Annotated in this window: 17 protein-coding genes and 1 other RNA gene; 4 read left to right on the top strand and 14 right to left on the bottom strand. The window is 56.8% G+C overall.

The annotated features are described in order from the left end of the window. The first annotated feature begins 31 nt into the window (after window positions 1-31). On the top strand, window positions 32-562 hold the full coding sequence (locus ACZ9BB_RS20425; RefSeq protein WP_476218364.1) for a GNAT family N-acetyltransferase: 531 nt from the start codon (window positions 32-34) through the stop codon (window positions 560-562). 282 nt (window positions 563-844) lie between these two features. Continuing rightward, window positions 845-1,093 (top strand): helix-turn-helix transcriptional regulator, encoded by a 249-nt coding sequence (locus ACZ9BB_RS20420; protein WP_032830757.1) that lies wholly within the window; start codon window positions 845-847, stop codon window positions 1,091-1,093. A 175-nt stretch (window positions 1,094-1,268) separates the two neighbouring features. Here the strand turns inward: ACZ9BB_RS20420 and ACZ9BB_RS20415 are convergent, their stop codons facing one another. The 5 genes from ACZ9BB_RS20415 to ACZ9BB_RS20395 all read right to left on the bottom strand — a co-directional run bounded on the left by ACZ9BB_RS20415 (window position 1,269) and on the right by ACZ9BB_RS20395 (window position 4,362). Further along, complete coding sequence (locus ACZ9BB_RS20415) at window positions 1,269-1,613, bottom strand: DUF6124 family protein (protein ID WP_476215715.1); 345 nt, start codon at window positions 1,611-1,613, stop codon at window positions 1,269-1,271. A gap of 264 nt (window positions 1,614-1,877) precedes the next feature. Beyond that, window positions 1,878-2,918 carry a DMT family transporter gene (locus ACZ9BB_RS20410; RefSeq protein WP_476215713.1) on the bottom strand — a complete coding sequence of 347 codons (1,041 nt, stop codon included), beginning with the start codon at window positions 2,916-2,918 and terminating at the stop codon, window positions 1,878-1,880. Between the two features lie 203 nt (window positions 2,919-3,121). Continuing rightward, the gene (locus ACZ9BB_RS20405) at window positions 3,122-3,379 is read right to left on the bottom strand and encodes a hypothetical protein (RefSeq protein WP_476215711.1); all 258 of its coding nucleotides are present in this window, start codon (window positions 3,377-3,379) and stop codon (window positions 3,122-3,124) included. 35 nt (window positions 3,380-3,414) lie between these two features. Continuing rightward, the gene (locus tag ACZ9BB_RS20400) at window positions 3,415-3,789 is read right to left on the bottom strand and encodes a DUF6124 family protein (protein WP_476215710.1); all 375 of its coding nucleotides are present in this window, start codon (window positions 3,787-3,789) and stop codon (window positions 3,415-3,417) included. A gap of 357 nt (window positions 3,790-4,146) precedes the next feature. Next, on the bottom strand, window positions 4,147-4,362 hold the full coding sequence (locus ACZ9BB_RS20395) for a hypothetical protein (RefSeq protein WP_476215708.1): 216 nt from the start codon (window positions 4,360-4,362) through the stop codon (window positions 4,147-4,149). 275 nt (window positions 4,363-4,637) lie between these two features. On the opposite strand from ACZ9BB_RS20395, the gene ACZ9BB_RS20390 reads away from it, so the two are divergent. Then, entirely contained in the window at window positions 4,638-5,117 is a 480-nt protein-coding gene (locus tag ACZ9BB_RS20390) for a hypothetical protein (protein ID WP_476215706.1), read from the top strand. Window positions 5,118-5,190: 73 nt separating this feature from the next. Here ACZ9BB_RS20390 and ACZ9BB_RS20385 read toward each other — a convergent pair whose 3' ends face one another. Both ACZ9BB_RS20385 and ACZ9BB_RS20380 read right to left on the bottom strand, forming a co-directional pair. Beyond that, entirely contained in the window at window positions 5,191-6,402 is a 1,212-nt protein-coding gene (locus tag ACZ9BB_RS20385; protein ID WP_476215704.1) for a ComEC/Rec2 family competence protein, read from the bottom strand. 291 nt (window positions 6,403-6,693) lie between these two features. Next, window positions 6,694-7,239 (bottom strand): patatin-like phospholipase family protein, encoded by a 546-nt coding sequence (locus ACZ9BB_RS20380; protein WP_476215702.1) that lies wholly within the window; start codon window positions 7,237-7,239, stop codon window positions 6,694-6,696. A gap of 84 nt (window positions 7,240-7,323) precedes the next feature. Here ACZ9BB_RS20380 and ACZ9BB_RS20375 point away from each other — a divergent pair, with 84 nt between their 5' ends. Further along, a complete protein-coding gene (locus ACZ9BB_RS20375; protein ID WP_476215700.1) occupies window positions 7,324-7,599 on the top strand; it encodes a type I restriction-modification enzyme R subunit C-terminal domain-containing protein in 276 nt (91 codons plus the stop codon). Between the two features lie 154 nt (window positions 7,600-7,753). Here ACZ9BB_RS20375 and ACZ9BB_RS20370 read toward each other — a convergent pair whose 3' ends face one another. From ACZ9BB_RS20370 to ACZ9BB_RS20340, 7 genes are all read right to left on the bottom strand, one after another. Continuing rightward, on the bottom strand, window positions 7,754-9,010 hold the full coding sequence (locus tag ACZ9BB_RS20370) for an integrase domain-containing protein (protein WP_476215698.1): 1,257 nt from the start codon (window positions 9,008-9,010) through the stop codon (window positions 7,754-7,756). A gap of 186 nt (window positions 9,011-9,196) precedes the next feature. Continuing rightward, window positions 9,197-9,590, bottom strand: a transfer-messenger RNA (tmRNA) gene (ssrA, locus tag ACZ9BB_RS20365). Between the two features lie 116 nt (window positions 9,591-9,706). Next, window positions 9,707-9,982: a hypothetical protein gene (locus ACZ9BB_RS20360; RefSeq protein ID WP_476215696.1), complete on the bottom strand. Its 276-nt coding sequence runs from the start codon at window positions 9,980-9,982 to the stop codon at window positions 9,707-9,709. A 314-nt stretch (window positions 9,983-10,296) separates the two neighbouring features. Further along, the gene (locus ACZ9BB_RS20355) at window positions 10,297-13,107 is read right to left on the bottom strand and encodes an FAD-binding and (Fe-S)-binding domain-containing protein (protein WP_476215694.1); all 2,811 of its coding nucleotides are present in this window, start codon (window positions 13,105-13,107) and stop codon (window positions 10,297-10,299) included. Next, window positions 13,104-13,775 carry a LutC/YkgG family protein gene (locus ACZ9BB_RS20350; RefSeq protein ID WP_476215692.1) on the bottom strand — a complete coding sequence of 224 codons (672 nt, stop codon included), beginning with the start codon at window positions 13,773-13,775 and terminating at the stop codon, window positions 13,104-13,106. The genes ACZ9BB_RS20355 and ACZ9BB_RS20350 overlap by 4 nt, the downstream gene beginning before the upstream one ends. Then, on the bottom strand, window positions 13,775-15,229 hold the full coding sequence (locus ACZ9BB_RS20345; protein WP_476215690.1) for a LutB/LldF family L-lactate oxidation iron-sulfur protein: 1,455 nt from the start codon (window positions 15,227-15,229) through the stop codon (window positions 13,775-13,777). The genes ACZ9BB_RS20350 and ACZ9BB_RS20345 overlap by 1 nt, the downstream gene beginning before the upstream one ends. Next, on the bottom strand, window positions 15,226-16,050 hold the full coding sequence (locus ACZ9BB_RS20340) for a (Fe-S)-binding protein (protein ID WP_476215688.1): 825 nt from the start codon (window positions 16,048-16,050) through the stop codon (window positions 15,226-15,228). The genes ACZ9BB_RS20345 and ACZ9BB_RS20340 overlap by 4 nt, the downstream gene beginning before the upstream one ends. Window positions 16,051-16,100: the final 50 nt, after the last annotated feature.

The following is a 16,100-nucleotide window of genomic DNA, read 5'->3' as shown; positions in this document are numbered from 1 at the left end:
CGTTACGGAGTTTGAATTCAAGGAAGATGCAATGGAGCTTTCGCTGACGGTGGGCACTCACACATTGAGATTGAGCGCCCCCGACCCCGAATGGTGTAAAGCGTTGCAGCATGCGCTGAACGTCAGTTTTACCGCCCATTCTGAATTTCTGCCCTGGGCCAAACCCCACACCACTGAGGACGAGGCCCGATCATTCCTCGCGCGGGCAGTCGATGAATTCAAAAGCGAAACAGGTGAGCGGCGGCTGTTTATCGTCGACGATGTAGCGCACACGATCATCGGCTGCATTGGCTTGAAGCCCCGGCGCCGTAACCGCTATGTCGTCGGTTACTGGGCCAATACCGAGTATTCGGGCAAAGGCTATATGCGCACCGCGCTCGAAGAATTGATCAAAAGCCTGCCCGGTTTCACCTTTTACCTAACCACAGACGTGGCCAACGTGGCGAGCCAACGGCTGGCTGAAGCGGCCGGTTTTGGTTTGATCAGGAAGCTTTATCAGGCGCGGTATTCGCAGCAGCATGGGGAGCAGGACACGTACTTGTATCGCTTGAAATGCCTGTAGCAACTGCCGAAGGTTTCCCTAGCGCCGGCTACTTGAACTGACCCTCCAACAAAACCGCAGACAAAAAAAAGCCCGCGGGAGCGCGGGCAAACCGTAGTTTCTTGAATGAGCGAGGGCAATGTACAGGTTGGGGAGAGGTGGTGGGGTGAAGAAAAATTCATGTGGATGGAAGGTCTTTGGCTATTTAAGGCAAATGTTTAACCGCCAATCGGCCTCTGAGTGAGAGTCGCAATTATGTTATGTATACGGTACATTTAAATATAAATGTCACGGTAAATGAACATGGATTATTCTCTGTTGATCTCCCGCTTAGGTAAGCAAATACGCGAAAAGCGTATGAATCGTGGCCTGACGCAAGCAAATCTTGCCGAACTCGCCGGGCTGACTCGGCAGAAAGTCATCGCAGTAGAGAAGGGCACTCTTTCTGTGAGTATGAGTGCTTATGCGCGGGTGTTAGGTGCTCTGGATTGCGAATTTGCTGTCATTCCGGCAGCCATGCCGACCCTTGAAGAACTTGGTGAGCTGTTCTAAATGAAAATGACTTCGCTCAAAGTCAGTACCCCCGAAGGGAGAAGCGGCCGGAGGTTTCTAGATGTAGCAACGACGGCATCAGCAAAAATGGGCGACCTCAATGAGGCCGCCCATTTTGCTTTTCTACGCCGGAATCTGCGTCTGCAGCCGTCGCTCAATCAACGAGCGCGATCACTCAGTGAAAGACAGGAGGCTTGTCCCCGGCCACCGACGCGTTCGGATCGAGGTTATCCCGCGTTCGGTTAACCAAAAGCTCGGTCAGCATCGTCAACTGCTGAAGCGCCAGCGCCACATTGCGCTGTGGGCCATCGAGTTTGTTGGCAAAGTCCAGAGTCATGACATTGAGGGACGCCAGGGTTTCGCTGGCATGAGAGAGCAAGGTGAGCGTGTCGACGTCGGGGCGGACGCTGAAGATGTTCCTGTTCAGGTTGCGCCGGCGGGCGCTGACGGTGCGCTCGGTGGCTTGGGGACGTTGGGTGGGGTCGAGGGTTTCAGGCTCTGAAGTGGCCGGTTTTTTCAACTAAATGCAGGGTGATCTTTTTCATAAGGGCGTTCCATGGGGTTAGGGATCCTTACGCTATTTCGGCTTGTCAAAACCGTCCGCAGGGTTACAGCGAAGAATGAAGACTATCTGCCGGAAACGTTGTTCACCAGTTCATGGAAGTCGCTACGGGTTGCGGGAAATTTCCCAGGAAGACGTGGCTCTAATCTGTCAGAGAAATCCTTTTTCACTACTTTGGGCCCTGAGCAACCGCCGTGCCGGGTATTCCTCCGTCTCAGTCGCTCAGTGTGGGTGCCTGTGATGGATATCAGGAAAGTGCGGATGGCTGTGTTGAATGGGCGCGTGGTCGTGTAAATGGCTATGAGGTTGAGTGCCGTCCCACTCAAAGGCATGTTCATGTTGATGGTGCTCATCGTGAACATGCGGATGGTCATGTGTTTGTGGTTCGTGTTGGTGTTCGTGAGAATGGCTCTCGGTAAGGTGTATCCAGACGCCAACCCCCATCAGGCCTGCAGCAACCCAAAACACCCACGTCACTGCTTCGCCTAGAAACAGGATTGAAATAGCGGCCCCCAAGAACGGTGCAGTAGAGAAGTACGCACCTGTGCGTGCTGTTCCAAGCCCCCGCAAAGCCAAAACGAATAGCACCAGGCTAACGCCGTATCCTAAAAAGCCCACGAGCAGCGTTGGCCCTAGCAGAGACAACTCAGGGAGTTGCATTCCAAGAGCAACCCCTAAAGCACAATTGACAAGCCCGGCGACCAATCCCTTGATGCCGGCGATGAACAATGCATCCGATGCGGAAACCTTCCGGGTAAGGTTGTTATCGATGGCCCAACAAAAACATGCAATTGCTACTGCGATCGGGCCAACCCAACCATGGGGCCCCGCGGAAGTTTGAGGCCAGCCCAGAAGAACGCCACCTGCAACTATTGCGATCATTCCAACGACGATCCGCCGGTCGGCGTTCTCCTTGAAAACCATCCAGGCAAGCAGAGCGGTTAACACCGCCTCAAGGTTAAGTAACAGCGAAGCAGTGGTTCCTGAGGTGAGGGTAAGGCCGAACATTAGAGACACCGGGCCCAGCACTCCGCCGAACGCGATAGCGCCAATGAGCCATGGCCATTCCGATGCCGTTAAGCCGGCAGACTGCCAACCGCGATCACGTATTAACCTGGTGACGGTGAGACCTAAGCCGCTTCCCAGGTAAAGCAAGCCGGCGAGCAAGATGGGTGAGACGTTCAGCCCCAGGACCTTGGCAAACGGTGTGCTGGCACCAAAGAGAGCAGCAGCCCCCAAGGCGTATAAAATGCTTTTGGTCATCATCGGTTCCGTAGCAAAAGGCATGGTTGAGAAACACGATACCCGTCACGTACAGATAGCGCACTGAATCGCAACAGGTGCGCTGAAACAGTGGCGGGGGGCCTGAGGAATACCCGCTCAAATCGACAAAAAGGCACCTGCGATAGGCTCGTCAGGTGCCTTTTTGTATTGGGGTAGCGGCAACGATTTCTATGCTGGGTTCGTTACAGCGCCGAAACCTGCATCTGTAACCTTCGCCCAACCACATCCAGCAAATCGCAGCCATCGCGCAGCGAAGTCACCAACACCCGCGCCAGCTCGCTGTGAACGCCTTCGTCCACTGCGAAACTCTCCAGCAATTGAGTCGCCGTGCGGATGCGGTAGGCCGCCGTTTCATGCAACACGTCCAGCGGTGCTTCGGTGTCGATCAGCAGCGACGCAATGGTGCAGTCGATGCCGGTGACCGGCATGTATCGATCCATGACAAAACCTCCATTCGATCAACGAGTGTAATCACTCAGTGGCAGACGGGCGTGACCGCCGGCATAGGCGAATCGAGGTTGTCCAGCGCTCGGTTGATCAACATCTCGGCCAGCACGGCCAGTTGCTGAATCGCCAATGCCACGTTGCGATGCGAGCCTTCGAGCTGGTCGGCCAGATCGGTGGTCATGACATTCATGGAGGCCAGGGTTTCGCTGGCGTGAGCGAGCAGGGAGGGTGTGTCGACGTCGGGGAGGATGGTGAAAACATGGCTCACAGGATCGGGCTGTTTCGGATTGCGCAAGCGGGCGCTGACGGCGCGTTGGGTGGCTTTGGAGAGTTGAGTCAGGTCGAGGGTTTCGGCTTCTGAGGGGGTATCGGTTTCTGGAGGATTTGGTGTGATTTTCTTCATGTTGATACTCCTACACTAGTTATGGAGGCAGCCACCCTTCTGCTGTCAAACAGAATTGGGTGGCAGCTGTACGCGGGTTGACAGACCGGTAGTGTAGGAACCCGGTGCACCCGAAGATGCCCCACGCACAGCCGCCATAAACGAGACTGCATGCGCGTTAGCATGCTGCCTGATGAGGAGGAGTGAAAGGTTACACTTTTCGGCCTGTCAAAGCCCAATCGCTGATTTGCAGCGACACCTGAAGGCTATCCTCGATGAGCAGCGCCCGCTAGTTCATGGAAGTCGATGCGTTTTGAGGGAAGTTTCCTAGGACGTTGCGTATGAGTCTGTCAGGCAGGTGATGGATTGGGTTTCATCCTACTTCTTCGTCCCCAACCCAAATTTCAACCCGCCCCAGTTCCACTCCTTCGATTGCTTTACATAACACCCAGGTTGATTGGCAGGCGTCGCATCACACGCAATACGCCCGACCTTGCTGGTGTCCTGACCTTCGCCAGTACTACGGCCGTTGTAGTGCGCACAGCCAGAGATGATGGACAAGGTGAACACGGCAACCAGTGTTTTCAGGCTCATAACGGCATCCTTGCAGGTAGAAGGGCAGCATAGATCTTATAACGTTGATCCCCACAGTAAAAAGCGGGGACAGACCACGATTAATTCAGTACCAGCATGATCATCCAATGATGTCCTGCTCCTGATCACTCTACGGCAGTTCCCATCACATCTCATTCACCGTGTGCCTGAAGGTAAGTGCCCGGCCGACACACCTTGCCAGCAAGGTGAAATGATTTGAATCCAATGCGCTCCTTGTAGAGAATCGCCATCTTTGCCTCGAAAGGATGCGAGCGATGAAGTTCGAAGGGACGTTCCAATACATGGGCACTCACGGGATCGTCTTCAACGTCTCGCAGATCACCCTCACCGACAGCGAACGCGGACGCCTGCGCGAGCTGCATTTTGGCGAGGCGAAAAGCGCCCACTATGAGGTCAACAGCAAGGTCGTCGAGGTGTACGACAAGATGCAGGCCAAGAGCCTGCCGTGCGTGATGATGATCGGTATCTCCAAGCCGCTGACCCGGCAACAGGGCGACGCCCTCAATGCCCAACGCACCAAGATCGCCAACCTTGCCGCCACTGCCTTCGCTGCCGCCACCACTGCCGCATCCTCCTCTTACGTGGGTATTCCTGTAGGGGCCGGTGTGCGCATGTATGCCAATGAAATCCTGCCGACCTACCATGCTGGCGACGTACTGGTCAGCATCGAGGCGCAGGTCAACGGCGGTATCGGCCCGCAACGCACCCTCTCGACACTGATCATCAAGACCTGACTGGAGACGCACATGTCCGAAATTACCCAACTGGTGATTGCCCTGGTGCTGTTCTTTCTGTTCGATCGGTTTCTCAAGCCGTACCTGTTGGCAAGCTCCATCCGTGTTCTAGGTGAGTCGCGACTGTGTCAAATAGCGGATGACGATAGGAGTTCCGGGGCCCCGCAGAAAGTACGGATGCAGCGCCGCGCTTTGCTTTTGGATAAGTCGGGGAGTGCAGCCTGCCGCCATGGTGAGTCATGCACAGAGCGTTGAACGACTCCCCAGCCACAACAGAAGGAATGCAGGCGTAATCGGCATCGCCAGGGAGGAGACAGTTCTTGGGGCTACTACGCCGCCGACGCAGCGTGACTGCCAGCCCAGAATCGTTAGACGTCCGTCCAGTGCAACGCTCGATAGTGACCGCTCCAGCAGTGATAGTCCCAGGCCATGCAGCGTCCCAAATGTGCAAGGAACCTCGTTCATGCAACTCAGCAGCGAATGCCAGCTGGATTGGCTTCAAGGGCACTGGCGGTGTCAGCCAAGGCGTATTTAGAGCCTCAGGCCACCTTTGAGCTGAAGACCAGTGATCCCAATCCCAATGAGACAGAATGACCATGGGGTCGCAGGTGAAGCAGAAACCAGCAAAACCATCGGGGAATGTCTTTTTGTTCGTGAGCACCCCCCCTCCGAAATCTACGTAAAGTTGAGGAATGTGCAGATCATTATCAATGGCAGCCTGACACGAACCCTGCCCAACATCATAAAACGCAACTCCGCCAGCAGTAGATACCCTCGCTAAACGCTTTTTCAGAGAATACTGAGATTTACTAGAAGAGTTATATTTAGCCAGAGCTTGTGCGACTTCCCCTATTCCCCCCCTTTCTGCCCAGCCAAGCGGACGAGGCTCATGGAAGGATATTTTGACCGTCGCTCCTTCAGAAAGGAGAGTGGTGTAAATCCGCGCATCACTCTCCGAGCTAGAAGCGGGCTCGTACCCAAATTCGAACCACGCAATATCACCGGGGTTAGAACCCTCAGGAAATAGAGGAAGTTTGTAGCTAGTCAGCTCAAGTACTGATAGCGGTGCCGCCTGAAATAACTTGCTCCAACTCGGGCCATTCTCGCTCGCCTTAAAAGAGTTTAACCAAGAGGTATCGACACACTCAAGGTAGACTGGTTCAGCCTCATACGGCTGCAAACCGTCATCTAGCTCAGGAACTTCTATGGCAGCGTAAACGCGCCCTTTACGACGCGGCTCGCCATCTTCCTGACCAGCAGAAGCAAAAAATTGGTTTTTGAACATAAGCGAGTGTATCCCTTTCTCTGCAATGCCAAGCTCGGAGTTTAGAGCCTACCAGTTTCTTGGTTAGGTTGCGGCTGTGCCTGCTGTACCCCCGACGACCAGTGCTGCTCAAACTGGGCCAGCACAATTTGCTCTCCGCGAGTCACTAATCGCCCAATCGATATATCCTTCATTTTTCTTAAATTATTTGGATATCCAGCGCGCAGTCATTCACCTGCGCGCATCACTGCGTTAAGAGATTAGACGTTGGTCTTGACTGGCGTAGGGGGCATGTATGACTGCCAATGCTCTTTAAACTGCGCATGGACAATCTGCTCTCCTCGCCTTTCGGAGGTCTTTCAGCAGACAGCCATTGAGCGTTTTGCTGAAGACATTTCGCATGATGGTGGTACGGCTGGCCTTGCGCAGGAATGGCGCTGAATTAGGCCAATGCTCTCCCGCCCTCCACTTACGGAGTACCCGCTGACCAATTCGCCAGAAAAACGCCACCGCTCGCTCGACCACCAGCGCACTTGCATAAGCTACGGCTTTAACCCCGTCAGCAGAACTTAATGCCCTCCAGAGCGCAGGTTTGGCGAAGCCTTCACGAAGGATCTCACGTGTTCTGGCCTCGAAGGCCTCGAAGTCTCCAGGGTGGCTGCAATATAGGCCCGCCAATACGCTCCCACCCGAAACCGCGGTGATGGTAGACACCCGCTGAAGCACGCCTAAGTCATGCAATGCACGGAGGCAGCCCAAATGGAATGCCATAGCTCGAGAGCCACCGCCCGACAGAGCTAGAGCTATCTTGTCGGTACCTTCATCCTGAGAAACCAGCAGGGAATCACTCACACTCATATGTCACCACTCCCTCCGCCACGCCACGCTCGTTCCATCCCGCACGAAGCCAACTGTCCCGCTCACCACAAATAAACATCACATATGGCGATCCGATCATTGGTAGGCTTGGATCGCAATGCCGCAAAAGAGGCTTTCGGTCAATTCCTCGACGAGAACCGCTACAGCAGTCAGCAGATTCGTTTTGTTGAAATGATCATTGAGCGTCTAACCCGGCAGGGCGTGATGGAAGCGAGTCAACTATATGAACCGCCTTTTACCGCGCTGCACCACGAGGGATTAGACGGTGCGTTTGGCGACGCGGATGCCAACGCGATCATTTCGGTGATCGCCTCAATCAAACGCAGTGCGGCAGCCTGATGGCGACTGACTCAATCATGAGCACTGCCCGGTTTGCGCTGGCGTCGGGGTTGTAGCGTTTGGCTAAGCGCTTGGCGACATTCGCCACTTCTGTCGCCACGCTGCACGCCACGAATTACGCGGGTTGTCGCCGTTGTCGCCATCCGGTGAGTCCTCAGCGTATCGGCACGACGTTGCGGTCCCTGGTTTGATTGATCGCAGATGCCGACAAGCTGCCCGTTGCCGCCTTCTGGATATGCTCACTCCACCAGGCCATCATCGGACGCCGGCGTTCGATGTAATCCGCCCGGTTGTAGGCGCTACGAACTTCGTCCTTGTCGACATGCGCCAGCGCGACCTCGATCAGCTCCGGATCCCAACCATGCTCATTCAGGATGGTGCTCGCCATCGAGCGCAAGCCGTGGCTGACTAGACGGTCCTGAAAGCCCATGCGCTTCAACGCCATGTTGGCGGTCTGGCTATTGGCATGGGTGCGGGGGTTTCTATCTGAGGGGAACACATATTCTCTGTTACCGCTGAGTTGCTTGAGCGTCTCCAGTAACGAAAGTGCCTGATCGGTAAGGGGGATTGTGTGCGGCCGACGCTTTTTCATGCGCTCTGGCGGAATGCTCCAAATGCGCTTGTCGAAGTCGATATCTGCCCATCGTGTGGTGGCTGCTTCGGCAGGGCGGGTCATCGTGTGCAACTGCCATTCGATCAGGCAGCGGGTCGTGCGCTTGATGCTGGCGTTCGCGATTTCCATCATGAGCTCGGGAAGCTCCTCAGGTGGTAGCGCAGCCATGTTCTCTTTCTTGGGTTTCTTGAACACCGCCCGAATTCCATTGAGAGGGTTCGCAAATATCAGCCCGGAGTTGACCCCGTAGGTCATGATCTCGTTGAGTCGTTGGCTCAATCGTTTCACGGTTTCGAGGCTCCCTTTGGCCTCGATTGGGCGAAGGATCTTGATAACCATCGGAGCAGTGATTTGAGAGAGGGGCGTTGTTTTCATGCTTGGGAAAACATGGAGCGTCAGCGATCTCCAAATGTCTTCGGCGTAGGCTTTGGTTACGGAGTCTTTCTTCAGCTCGAACCAGGCAGTGGCCACCTTCTCGAAAGTGTGTTCAGTCTCAGCAAGTTTGGCTTGCCTTACCTCATCACGCTGGGTTTTGGGATCAGTGCCCAAAGCGAGCAACTCACGCGCCTCTGCGGCTTTCTTCCGGGCGTTGGCTAGCGAGAGGTCGGGGTATGGACCGAGCGCCATATTAAGACGGCTTCTGGTCAACGGCTCGCGGTAATTGAAATTCCACATCATCGAGCCGCTGGCGCGTACTCGAAGCTGCAGGCCGTCGCCGTCGCTGAGGACGAAGTCTTTACCAGTTGCCTTGACTGCCTTGAGCTGGCGATCGGAGAGGCGGGTTGCGTTAGTAGGCATGGGGGCTACCTCCAGCACCGTTTTGGTATCCTGAAAGTAGCACTTGGCAGCCCGGGATACCACCTGGGATACCAAAGCGCCTGGAACTCAGAAATCCTCAAAAGCCCTCGAAAGCCCTAGAAGCCACGTATTTACTGGATTTCAGGCACAAAAAAAGACGTCCGTGGACGTCTTTAGATGTTGAAGTGGTGGAGCCGGGGGGAATTGAACCCCCGTCCGCCAGTACTCCGCTGTCGGTACTACATGCGTAGCCGTGTCTATTAAGTTAACCCTCAGCGACCCGACGGGCAGGGTGCTTTGGGCGAGTTGTGTAAGTTTTAGCCGCTTCGTCCACAACGTACTGCACGGCGATTCTGTTCTATATGACAATCACTTTGGGTTTACAGACATCCCCTGATGATTGCTGGACCCGAAGGTACCAGGAGGGAAGGGCTAAGGCTGCTTACGCAGCGAGAGCGTATTCCCCGTAGGTTTCGTCATTGGCAACTATAGGAAGTTGCAACAGTGGATTTACGAGTTCTGTTACCAACTCGGCATGCACCTAAAGTTTCGCAACCGGCGTCGAATCCAAAGCGGCCCCGAACCTGCTGTGTGTAACCAGCAGGTAAGCGCAGTGTACGCCAATGCGCGCGACGAGTCGACCTTCTGTCCTTACCTGCGTGTCAGGGCCAACGCCGGATTGGCTCTGGTCCGGTCCTAATGGCTATTCATGTGGCTTTGAATGTCCTGAAGCGCCTGCTGCGTCAGGGAAACACACTCTTTGTCATTGTTGGCGGCGTGGGCGGCCTTGGCTTGTTCGGCTTTGGTGACGACAACGCCTTTGGTGGCGGCGTCCAGCGTGGCAGCGCTGGACAGCTTGCTGTTGACTTCCTGGAGCTTCATTACGCATTGATCGCTATCGTTTGAGGCGTATGCGGAGGAGGCCAGCATTGTTGCAGCGATGAGCAGTCCAGCCAGGGCGGAACGCTTCATGGGTATCTCCTGGAACGGGGGTGGGGATTGGGCCACGCTGATTGGGGCTTAACAAATGGACTGTGATGGCGTGCAAGGGTTCTATTTTCGCTTGCGATGGGTGAAAGATTTTTCCAGGAGGCGGGTACGAAAAAGGGCCAAAAAACGCCTGATACCAGTCAGTTAAGACGCGGAACCTGTGGGAGCGGGCTTGCTCGCGAAGACGGCGGCACATTCAACATTGATGTCGCCTGACACACCGCTTTCGCGGACAAGCCCGCTCCCACAGGGATTGTGCGTTAGGCGTTATTGCCCCTTCTTTTGGTGCCTCGGTGTCAGACCGCTCTGGCCTGGGTCACCCGATCCACCAGATAGACCAGCCCGTGATAATCAATTCCGCCGTGTTGCGTCAGACCAATCTCACAGGTGCGGCTGGTGGAAATCCCTTCGCTGCATTGCTGTACCGCGTCCTTGAGCGTGCGCAACGAATGGGCATTCAGTTCCGGGGTGGTGAAGCCCTTGTCGCCGGCAAAACCGCAGCAGTGGATGCCTTCAGGGATGACCACATTTTTACTGCACTTGCGCGCCAGATCGATCAACGCCTGGCTCTCACCGAGATGCTGAGTGCTGCACGTGACGTGCACCGCGATTGGCGCTTCCTGAGGGGTGAAATCGAGACGGTCCATCAAGTGAGTACGGATGAAGCGCACGGGGTCGTACAGGTCCAATCGCACGTCGCCCAGATCCTGAACCAGCCGCAGAGTGCAGGGGCTGGTGTCGCAATAGATCGGGTCGAGGCCGCCACGACTGGCGTGCAGCAGCGCGCCGATCAGTTCCTGGCGTTTGTGGTCGGCCTGTTCGGCGTAGCCCTTGGAGGCGAATGGTTGACCGCAGCAGAGGTTGTCTTGATTGTCTGGAAAGACTACCTGGTAACCGGCCTTTTCCAGCAGGCCGCGGGTTTTTTCGTACAGCGACATTTGCTCTTTATCACCCGCCGCCGGGCCCATGACCCGCGACACGCAGGCCGCCAGGTACACCACCCGAGGGCGTTCGTCCGACACGCTCGGGCTGAAGCGAATGGCTCTTTCCGGCTGCGGCATGGCGTTGGTCCATTGCGGGATTTGCCCCTTGGATAACCGCGTCAGCGATGCCGAAAGCTTCGCCAAACGTGGCGCCCCCAACAGCATCCGCGCACCGTTGGCGACATGCAGGGTGAAGCGCGCGCCTTGCAGCGCAGTGGCGAAATTTCCTTCAAGCCAGTTTGCGGTTTTCGTATGCGTTGCCTGACGGCTGCGGAGCTTTTTCACCAGCTCGCCGGTGTTGATTCCTACAGGGCAACGTTGTGCACACAGGCCAGTGGCGGCGCAGGTGTTGATGCCTTGGTATTCGTAAGCGGCTTCGAGTTCGGTGGTGTCGACGCCTGCGCGTTTCTTGGCCTGGATATCTCGCCAGATCACGATGCGCTGGCGTGGGCTCAACGTCAGGCCTTTCGACGGGCACACCGGTTCGCAAAAGCCACACTCAATGCATTTATCCACAATCTCATCGGCGGCCGGCAGCGGCTTCAGATGCTTGAGGTGGATTTGTGGATCGTCGCTGAGCACCACGTCCGGGTTGAGAATGCCGCTGGGGTCGAGCAGGCGTTTGAGCTGCCACATCAACTGGTAAGCGTCGCTGCCCCATTCCAGTTCGACGAAGGGCGCCATGTTGCGACCGGTGCCGTGTTCAGCCTTCAACGAACCGCCGAATTCAACGGCCACCAACTGCGCCACGTCATCCATGAACGCCTGGTAGCGTGCGACTTCTTCCGCGCTGTTGAAGCCTTGGGTGAAGACGAAGTGCAGATTGCCTTCCAGGGCGTGTCCGAAAAGGATCGCTTCGTCGTAGTGATGTTTGTCGAACAGCTCGATCAAGCGGTTCACACCGATGGCCAGTTGTTCCACCGGGAAGGTCACGTCTTCGATGATCACCGTGGTGCCGGTTTTGCGCACCGCGCCGACGGCGGGGAAGGTGTCCTTGCGGATCGCCCAGAGCCGGGCGTTTTCCATCGGGTCTTCGGTGAAGTCGACTTGCTTCTCCACCGGGAAACCCGTCAGCGACGTCATGATTTGCGACAGTTGTTCCTTGAGCAAAGAGGACGAAGCGGCGCGGGATTCGATCAGCAGGGCGCAGGCATTGGTCGACAGGTGCTGTACGAAAGCCGGCATGCCGGGTTTGTCCTGCACCGAACGCAGGCTGCGGCGATCCAGCAATTCCACGGCCGACACCGGTTGGGTTTTCAACACAGTGACCGCGTTGCAGCAGGTTTCCACGTCCGGGAACACGATCAGCGCCGACGCTTTGTTCGGATGGTCGATCACCGTGTCGTAGGTTACTGCGCTGATGAAGCCGAGCGTGCCTTCGGAACCCACCAGCAAGTGGCTCAAGATATCCACAGGCTCGTCGAAATCCACCAGCGCATTGAGTGACAGGCCAGTGGTATTTTTCAGACGGTATTTGTGGCGGATTTTCGCAGCCAGTTCAGCGTTTGCGCGGGTCTCGCGACCCAAAGTCGCCAGTTGTTCCAGCAGTTCGGCGTGACTCTCACGGAAGGCCGCCATACTGGCGGCGTCTTCGGTATCGAGACGGCTGCCATCAGCCAGCACCAGGCGAATGCCGGCGAGTGTGTGATAGGTGTTCTGCGCCGTGCCGCAGCACATGCCACTGGCGTTGTTGGCGACGATACCGCCGATTTTGCAGGCGTTGATCGATGCCGGGTCTGGTCCGATCTTGCGTCCGAACGGTGCCAGCCAGGCGTTGGCCTGGGCGCCGATCACGCCCGGTTGCAGGCGGATCTGTGTTCCTTGCCCACGAATCTCGCGACCGTTCCAGTTATCTCCCAGCACGATCAGCACCGAATCGCTGATGGCCTGGCCAGACAGGCTGGTGCCGGCGGCGCGGAAGGTCACCGGGACTTGATCCCGTTGCGCCAGTTTGAGCAGCGCGACCACTTCATCTTCGGATTCGACGCGAATCACCAGTTTCGGAATCAGCCGGTAGAAACTGGCGTCGGTGCCGAAGGCCAGGGTCGATAGCGGGTCGTCGAAACGTCGTACTTCAGGAATCAGTTGCTGCGCATCGCGCAGGAAAGCCGCCGGTAGACTCATTGGTCCTCCAGGATCAGCACCACCAGGTCTTTCGGACCGTGGGCGCCGTAAGCCAGGACTTGCTCGATGTCGGCAGTCTTCGACGGGCCGGACACCAATAAGGCGTTGGTCGGCATGCCCTGAGCCCATTCGAACTCCTGCTGCACCTGATAGAAGTTGTCGCGGATTTCGCTGGCCTTGAGCAGGGCGAAATGCACTGGCGGCACCAGGCTCATCAGGCGCGGTTCTTCCCGCGTCGGCCAGAGAATCAGGCTGCCTGTCGCGGCGATCGCGCCAAGGGTGGTGGTCAGGCTGGCGGGGATGTCGTTAAACAACTCGGCTTTCCATTCCTCGATCGGGCGGTCGTAGGCTTTGAGCGTCGGCAAGCCAGGATTTTTCGCCCAGTGCTGAGTGACACGTTGACCGTGGGGTGTTGTCGGCGCGATCAACAGGCTCGGCAACTGGCGATCCCGCAGCAGTTGCGCCAGTAATTCGGGCCAGTCATCTCTGGACGTCAGATGAATTTCCGTGTGCACCGCTTCCATCAACTTACGCAGTTGCGGGATGCGTTGCTCGGCTGTGTAGGTGTAGGGCGCTGTCACCAATTCGACATCGAAGTTGTCAGCCACAGGTGTGGTGCCCGTCAGACTGTTGCGCAATTTGGCGAGGATATTTTGTTTGGCGCTCATCAACGGTCTCCCTGTTTGGCCAGATGCTCGCGGGCCATGTCATGCAGTGAGCGAGCGGCGGGTTTCGGTGCGCTGTGGTTCTGCGTCCATGGGCCGACGTTGTTCGGGGTGAGTGCGCGCAGGCGGGTGGCGAAGAAGCCGAACAGGCGATAGAGCGTTGGCGAGCTGTTGAGTTTCGCCCAGGCGTTCCAGATCAACCGTTCCTTGCGCGAGTACTTGCTGCCCTGGCCACGCATGACTTGATTGGGGCTGTCCGGAGCCTTGACGTTCTCTTCACGTAGGCGACGCAGCAATGCGGGGATCGGAATTTTTACCGGGCAGACTTCACCGCAGGCGCCGCATAGCGACGACGCACTCGGGTGGTCGGGGACTTTCGCCAGACCGACCATGTGCGGGGTGATGATTTTTCCGATAGGCCCAGGGTAAACCTCCCCATAGGCATGGCCGCCGATTCGGGTGTAGACCGGGCAATGATTCATACAGGCGCCGCAGCGGATGCAGTTCAGGGTCTGGCGCAATTCGCTGTCGGCGAATGCCTGGCTGCGACCGTTATCGAGCAGCACCAGATGCACTTCCTGCGGGCCGTCGAGTTCATGCTCCTTGCGCGGGCCGGAGATCATGTTGACGTAGGTGGTGATCGGCTGGCCGAGGGCCGAGCGGGTCAGCAGCGACAACAGCGGTACAACATCGCGCAGGTTTTCGACGACTTTCTCGATGCCCGTGACGGCAATGTGCACAGGCGGCACGGTGGTCGACATGCGCCCGTTGCCTTCGTTTTCCACCAGCAGCAAGGTGCCGGTTTCGGCCACGGCGAAGTTGACGCCGGAGACGCCGATGTCCGCTTCGAAGAATTTCTGTCGCAAGACCTTGCGACCGATCTGAATGAGTTGGTCAACGTCCCTGGTGTACTCCACGCCAAGTTTGTCGTGGAACAAGGACGCGACCTGACCGGCATTCTTGTGGATCGCCGGCATAATAATGTGTGAAGGCTTCTCGTGGTCGAGCTGGACGATGTACTCGCCCATGTCCGATTCCAGGCATTCAATGCCCTGTTCAGCGAGGAAGTGATTCATTTCCATCTCTTCGCTGACCATCGATTTGCCCTTGATCACTTGCCGCCCCTCGTGAGCGCGGATGATCGAGAGGACGATGCCATTAGCTTCGTCCACCGTTTCCGCCCAGTGCACTGTCACACCGTTGCGGGTCAGGTTCTGTTCAAGTTGCTCGAGCAGGTCGGGCAACTTGGATAACGCACGGGCGCGGACAGCATTGCCCAGCACTCGCAAATGTTCTCTTTCATGGGCATCGCTGAAGGACGCTGCCCGTTTGCTCATCAGTGAATCCATCGCGCTGCGAAAGTTGTTTCGCAGTTGCGTGTCAGCCAACGCCTTGTGAGCCCTGGCGCGAAAATCTTCTTCGACGGCAACCGTAGGAATAATCGTGGAGGTGCTCATCGGGCACCTCCGGTACGCTGCCAAAGGAAACTGGCCAGATGCTGACCGCGCAATGCTTCCTGCTGTTTTTCCAGTGAGCCGTTGATGTTCATCAGGCAACCGCAGTCGGCACTGAGTACCTTGTGCGCACCGGATTCCTTCAACGACCGGGTCTTGTCAGCCACCATCGCGCCGGAAATATCTGGCATACGGACGCTGAAAGTCCCACCAAAGCCACAGCATTCACTTTCATGGCTGTGATCTACTCGCTCCACATTGCTCAGTTGCGCCAACAACTCACGGCCGTGCAGGTGGGTGTTCATTTCACGGCGTGCCGAGCACGACGTGTGCAGCGCCACTTTCACCGGTTCGCCACTGTCCTTGAGTTGCACCTTGCAGACAAACAGCAGGAACTCGCTCAGTTCGTAGGTGCGTGCCGCGAGGGCTTGAACCTGTTTCAGCGTTTGCGGCTCATCCTTGAACAAGTCGGCATAGTGTTCACGCAACATCCCCGCACAAGACCCCGATGGCACCACTACCGGGTAATCTCCGGCAAACAGCGCCAGTTGCGAGCGCGCCACGGTCCTTGCCTGTTCGGTGTAACCCGAGGTGTAGGCCGGTTGCCCGCAGCAGCTCTGCCCTTGCGGGTAGTCGACACGAATGCCTTCGCGTTCCAGTAAGTGGATCGCATCTATCCCTGCTTCCGGGTAGAACAAATCCACCACGCAAGTTCCGAACAGGTAGACCCGTGACGGTTTCTCGCTGGGGTATTGCCGAGGCTCGGGCAGTGGCGGGGCGACGCGGGTCGCGTTCGGCACAGCGTTGTAAAAAAGCTCGCTCATCAGGCGTGTCTCCGGGTGGTCCCGGTTATCCGTCCGCTGAGGCTGCTGAA

The sequence above is a fragment of the Pseudomonas sp. TE3552 genome, from assembly GCF_056278945.1.
The sequence above is the reverse complement of the archived record's forward strand: the minus strand, read 5'-3'. Positions and strand labels throughout refer to the sequence as shown.

Coding starts and splice junctions, on each gene's coding strand:
- ACZ9BB_RS20425 (WP_476218364.1), top strand. CDS start 32: ATGGAGCTTTCGCTGACGGTGGGCACTCACACATTGAGATTGAGCGCC.
- ACZ9BB_RS20420 (WP_032830757.1), top strand. CDS start 845: ATGGATTATTCTCTGTTGATCTCCCGCTTAGGTAAGCAAATACGCGAA.
- ACZ9BB_RS20410 (WP_476215713.1), bottom strand. CDS start 2,918: ATGACCAAAAGCATTTTATACGCCTTGGGGGCTGCTGCTCTCTTTGGT.
- ACZ9BB_RS20405 (WP_476215711.1), bottom strand. CDS start 3,379: ATGGATCGATACATGCCGGTCACCGGCATCGACTGCACCATTGCGTCG.
- ACZ9BB_RS20400 (WP_476215710.1), bottom strand. CDS start 3,789: ATGAAGAAAATCACACCAAATCCTCCAGAAACCGATACCCCCTCAGAA.
- ACZ9BB_RS20395 (WP_476215708.1), bottom strand. CDS start 4,362: ATGAGCCTGAAAACACTGGTTGCCGTGTTCACCTTGTCCATCATCTCT.
- ACZ9BB_RS20390 (WP_476215706.1), top strand. CDS start 4,638: ATGAAGTTCGAAGGGACGTTCCAATACATGGGCACTCACGGGATCGTC.
- ACZ9BB_RS20385 (WP_476215704.1), bottom strand. CDS start 6,402: ATGTTCAAAAACCAATTTTTTGCTTCTGCTGGTCAGGAAGATGGCGAG.
- ACZ9BB_RS20380 (WP_476215702.1), bottom strand. CDS start 7,239: ATGAGTGTGAGTGATTCCCTGCTGGTTTCTCAGGATGAAGGTACCGAC.
- ACZ9BB_RS20375 (WP_476215700.1), top strand. CDS start 7,324: ATGGCGATCCGATCATTGGTAGGCTTGGATCGCAATGCCGCAAAAGAG.
- ACZ9BB_RS20370 (WP_476215698.1), bottom strand. CDS start 9,010: ATGCCTACTAACGCAACCCGCCTCTCCGATCGCCAGCTCAAGGCAGTC.
- ACZ9BB_RS20360 (WP_476215696.1), bottom strand. CDS start 9,982: ATGAAGCGTTCCGCCCTGGCTGGACTGCTCATCGCTGCAACAATGCTG.
- ACZ9BB_RS20355 (WP_476215694.1), bottom strand. CDS start 13,107: ATGAGTCTACCGGCGGCTTTCCTGCGCGATGCGCAGCAACTGATTCCT.
- ACZ9BB_RS20350 (WP_476215692.1), bottom strand. CDS start 13,775: ATGAGCGCCAAACAAAATATCCTCGCCAAATTGCGCAACAGTCTGACG.
- ACZ9BB_RS20345 (WP_476215690.1), bottom strand. CDS start 15,229: ATGAGCACCTCCACGATTATTCCTACGGTTGCCGTCGAAGAAGATTTT.
- ACZ9BB_RS20340 (WP_476215688.1), bottom strand. CDS start 16,050: ATGAGCGAGCTTTTTTACAACGCTGTGCCGAACGCGACCCGCGTCGCC.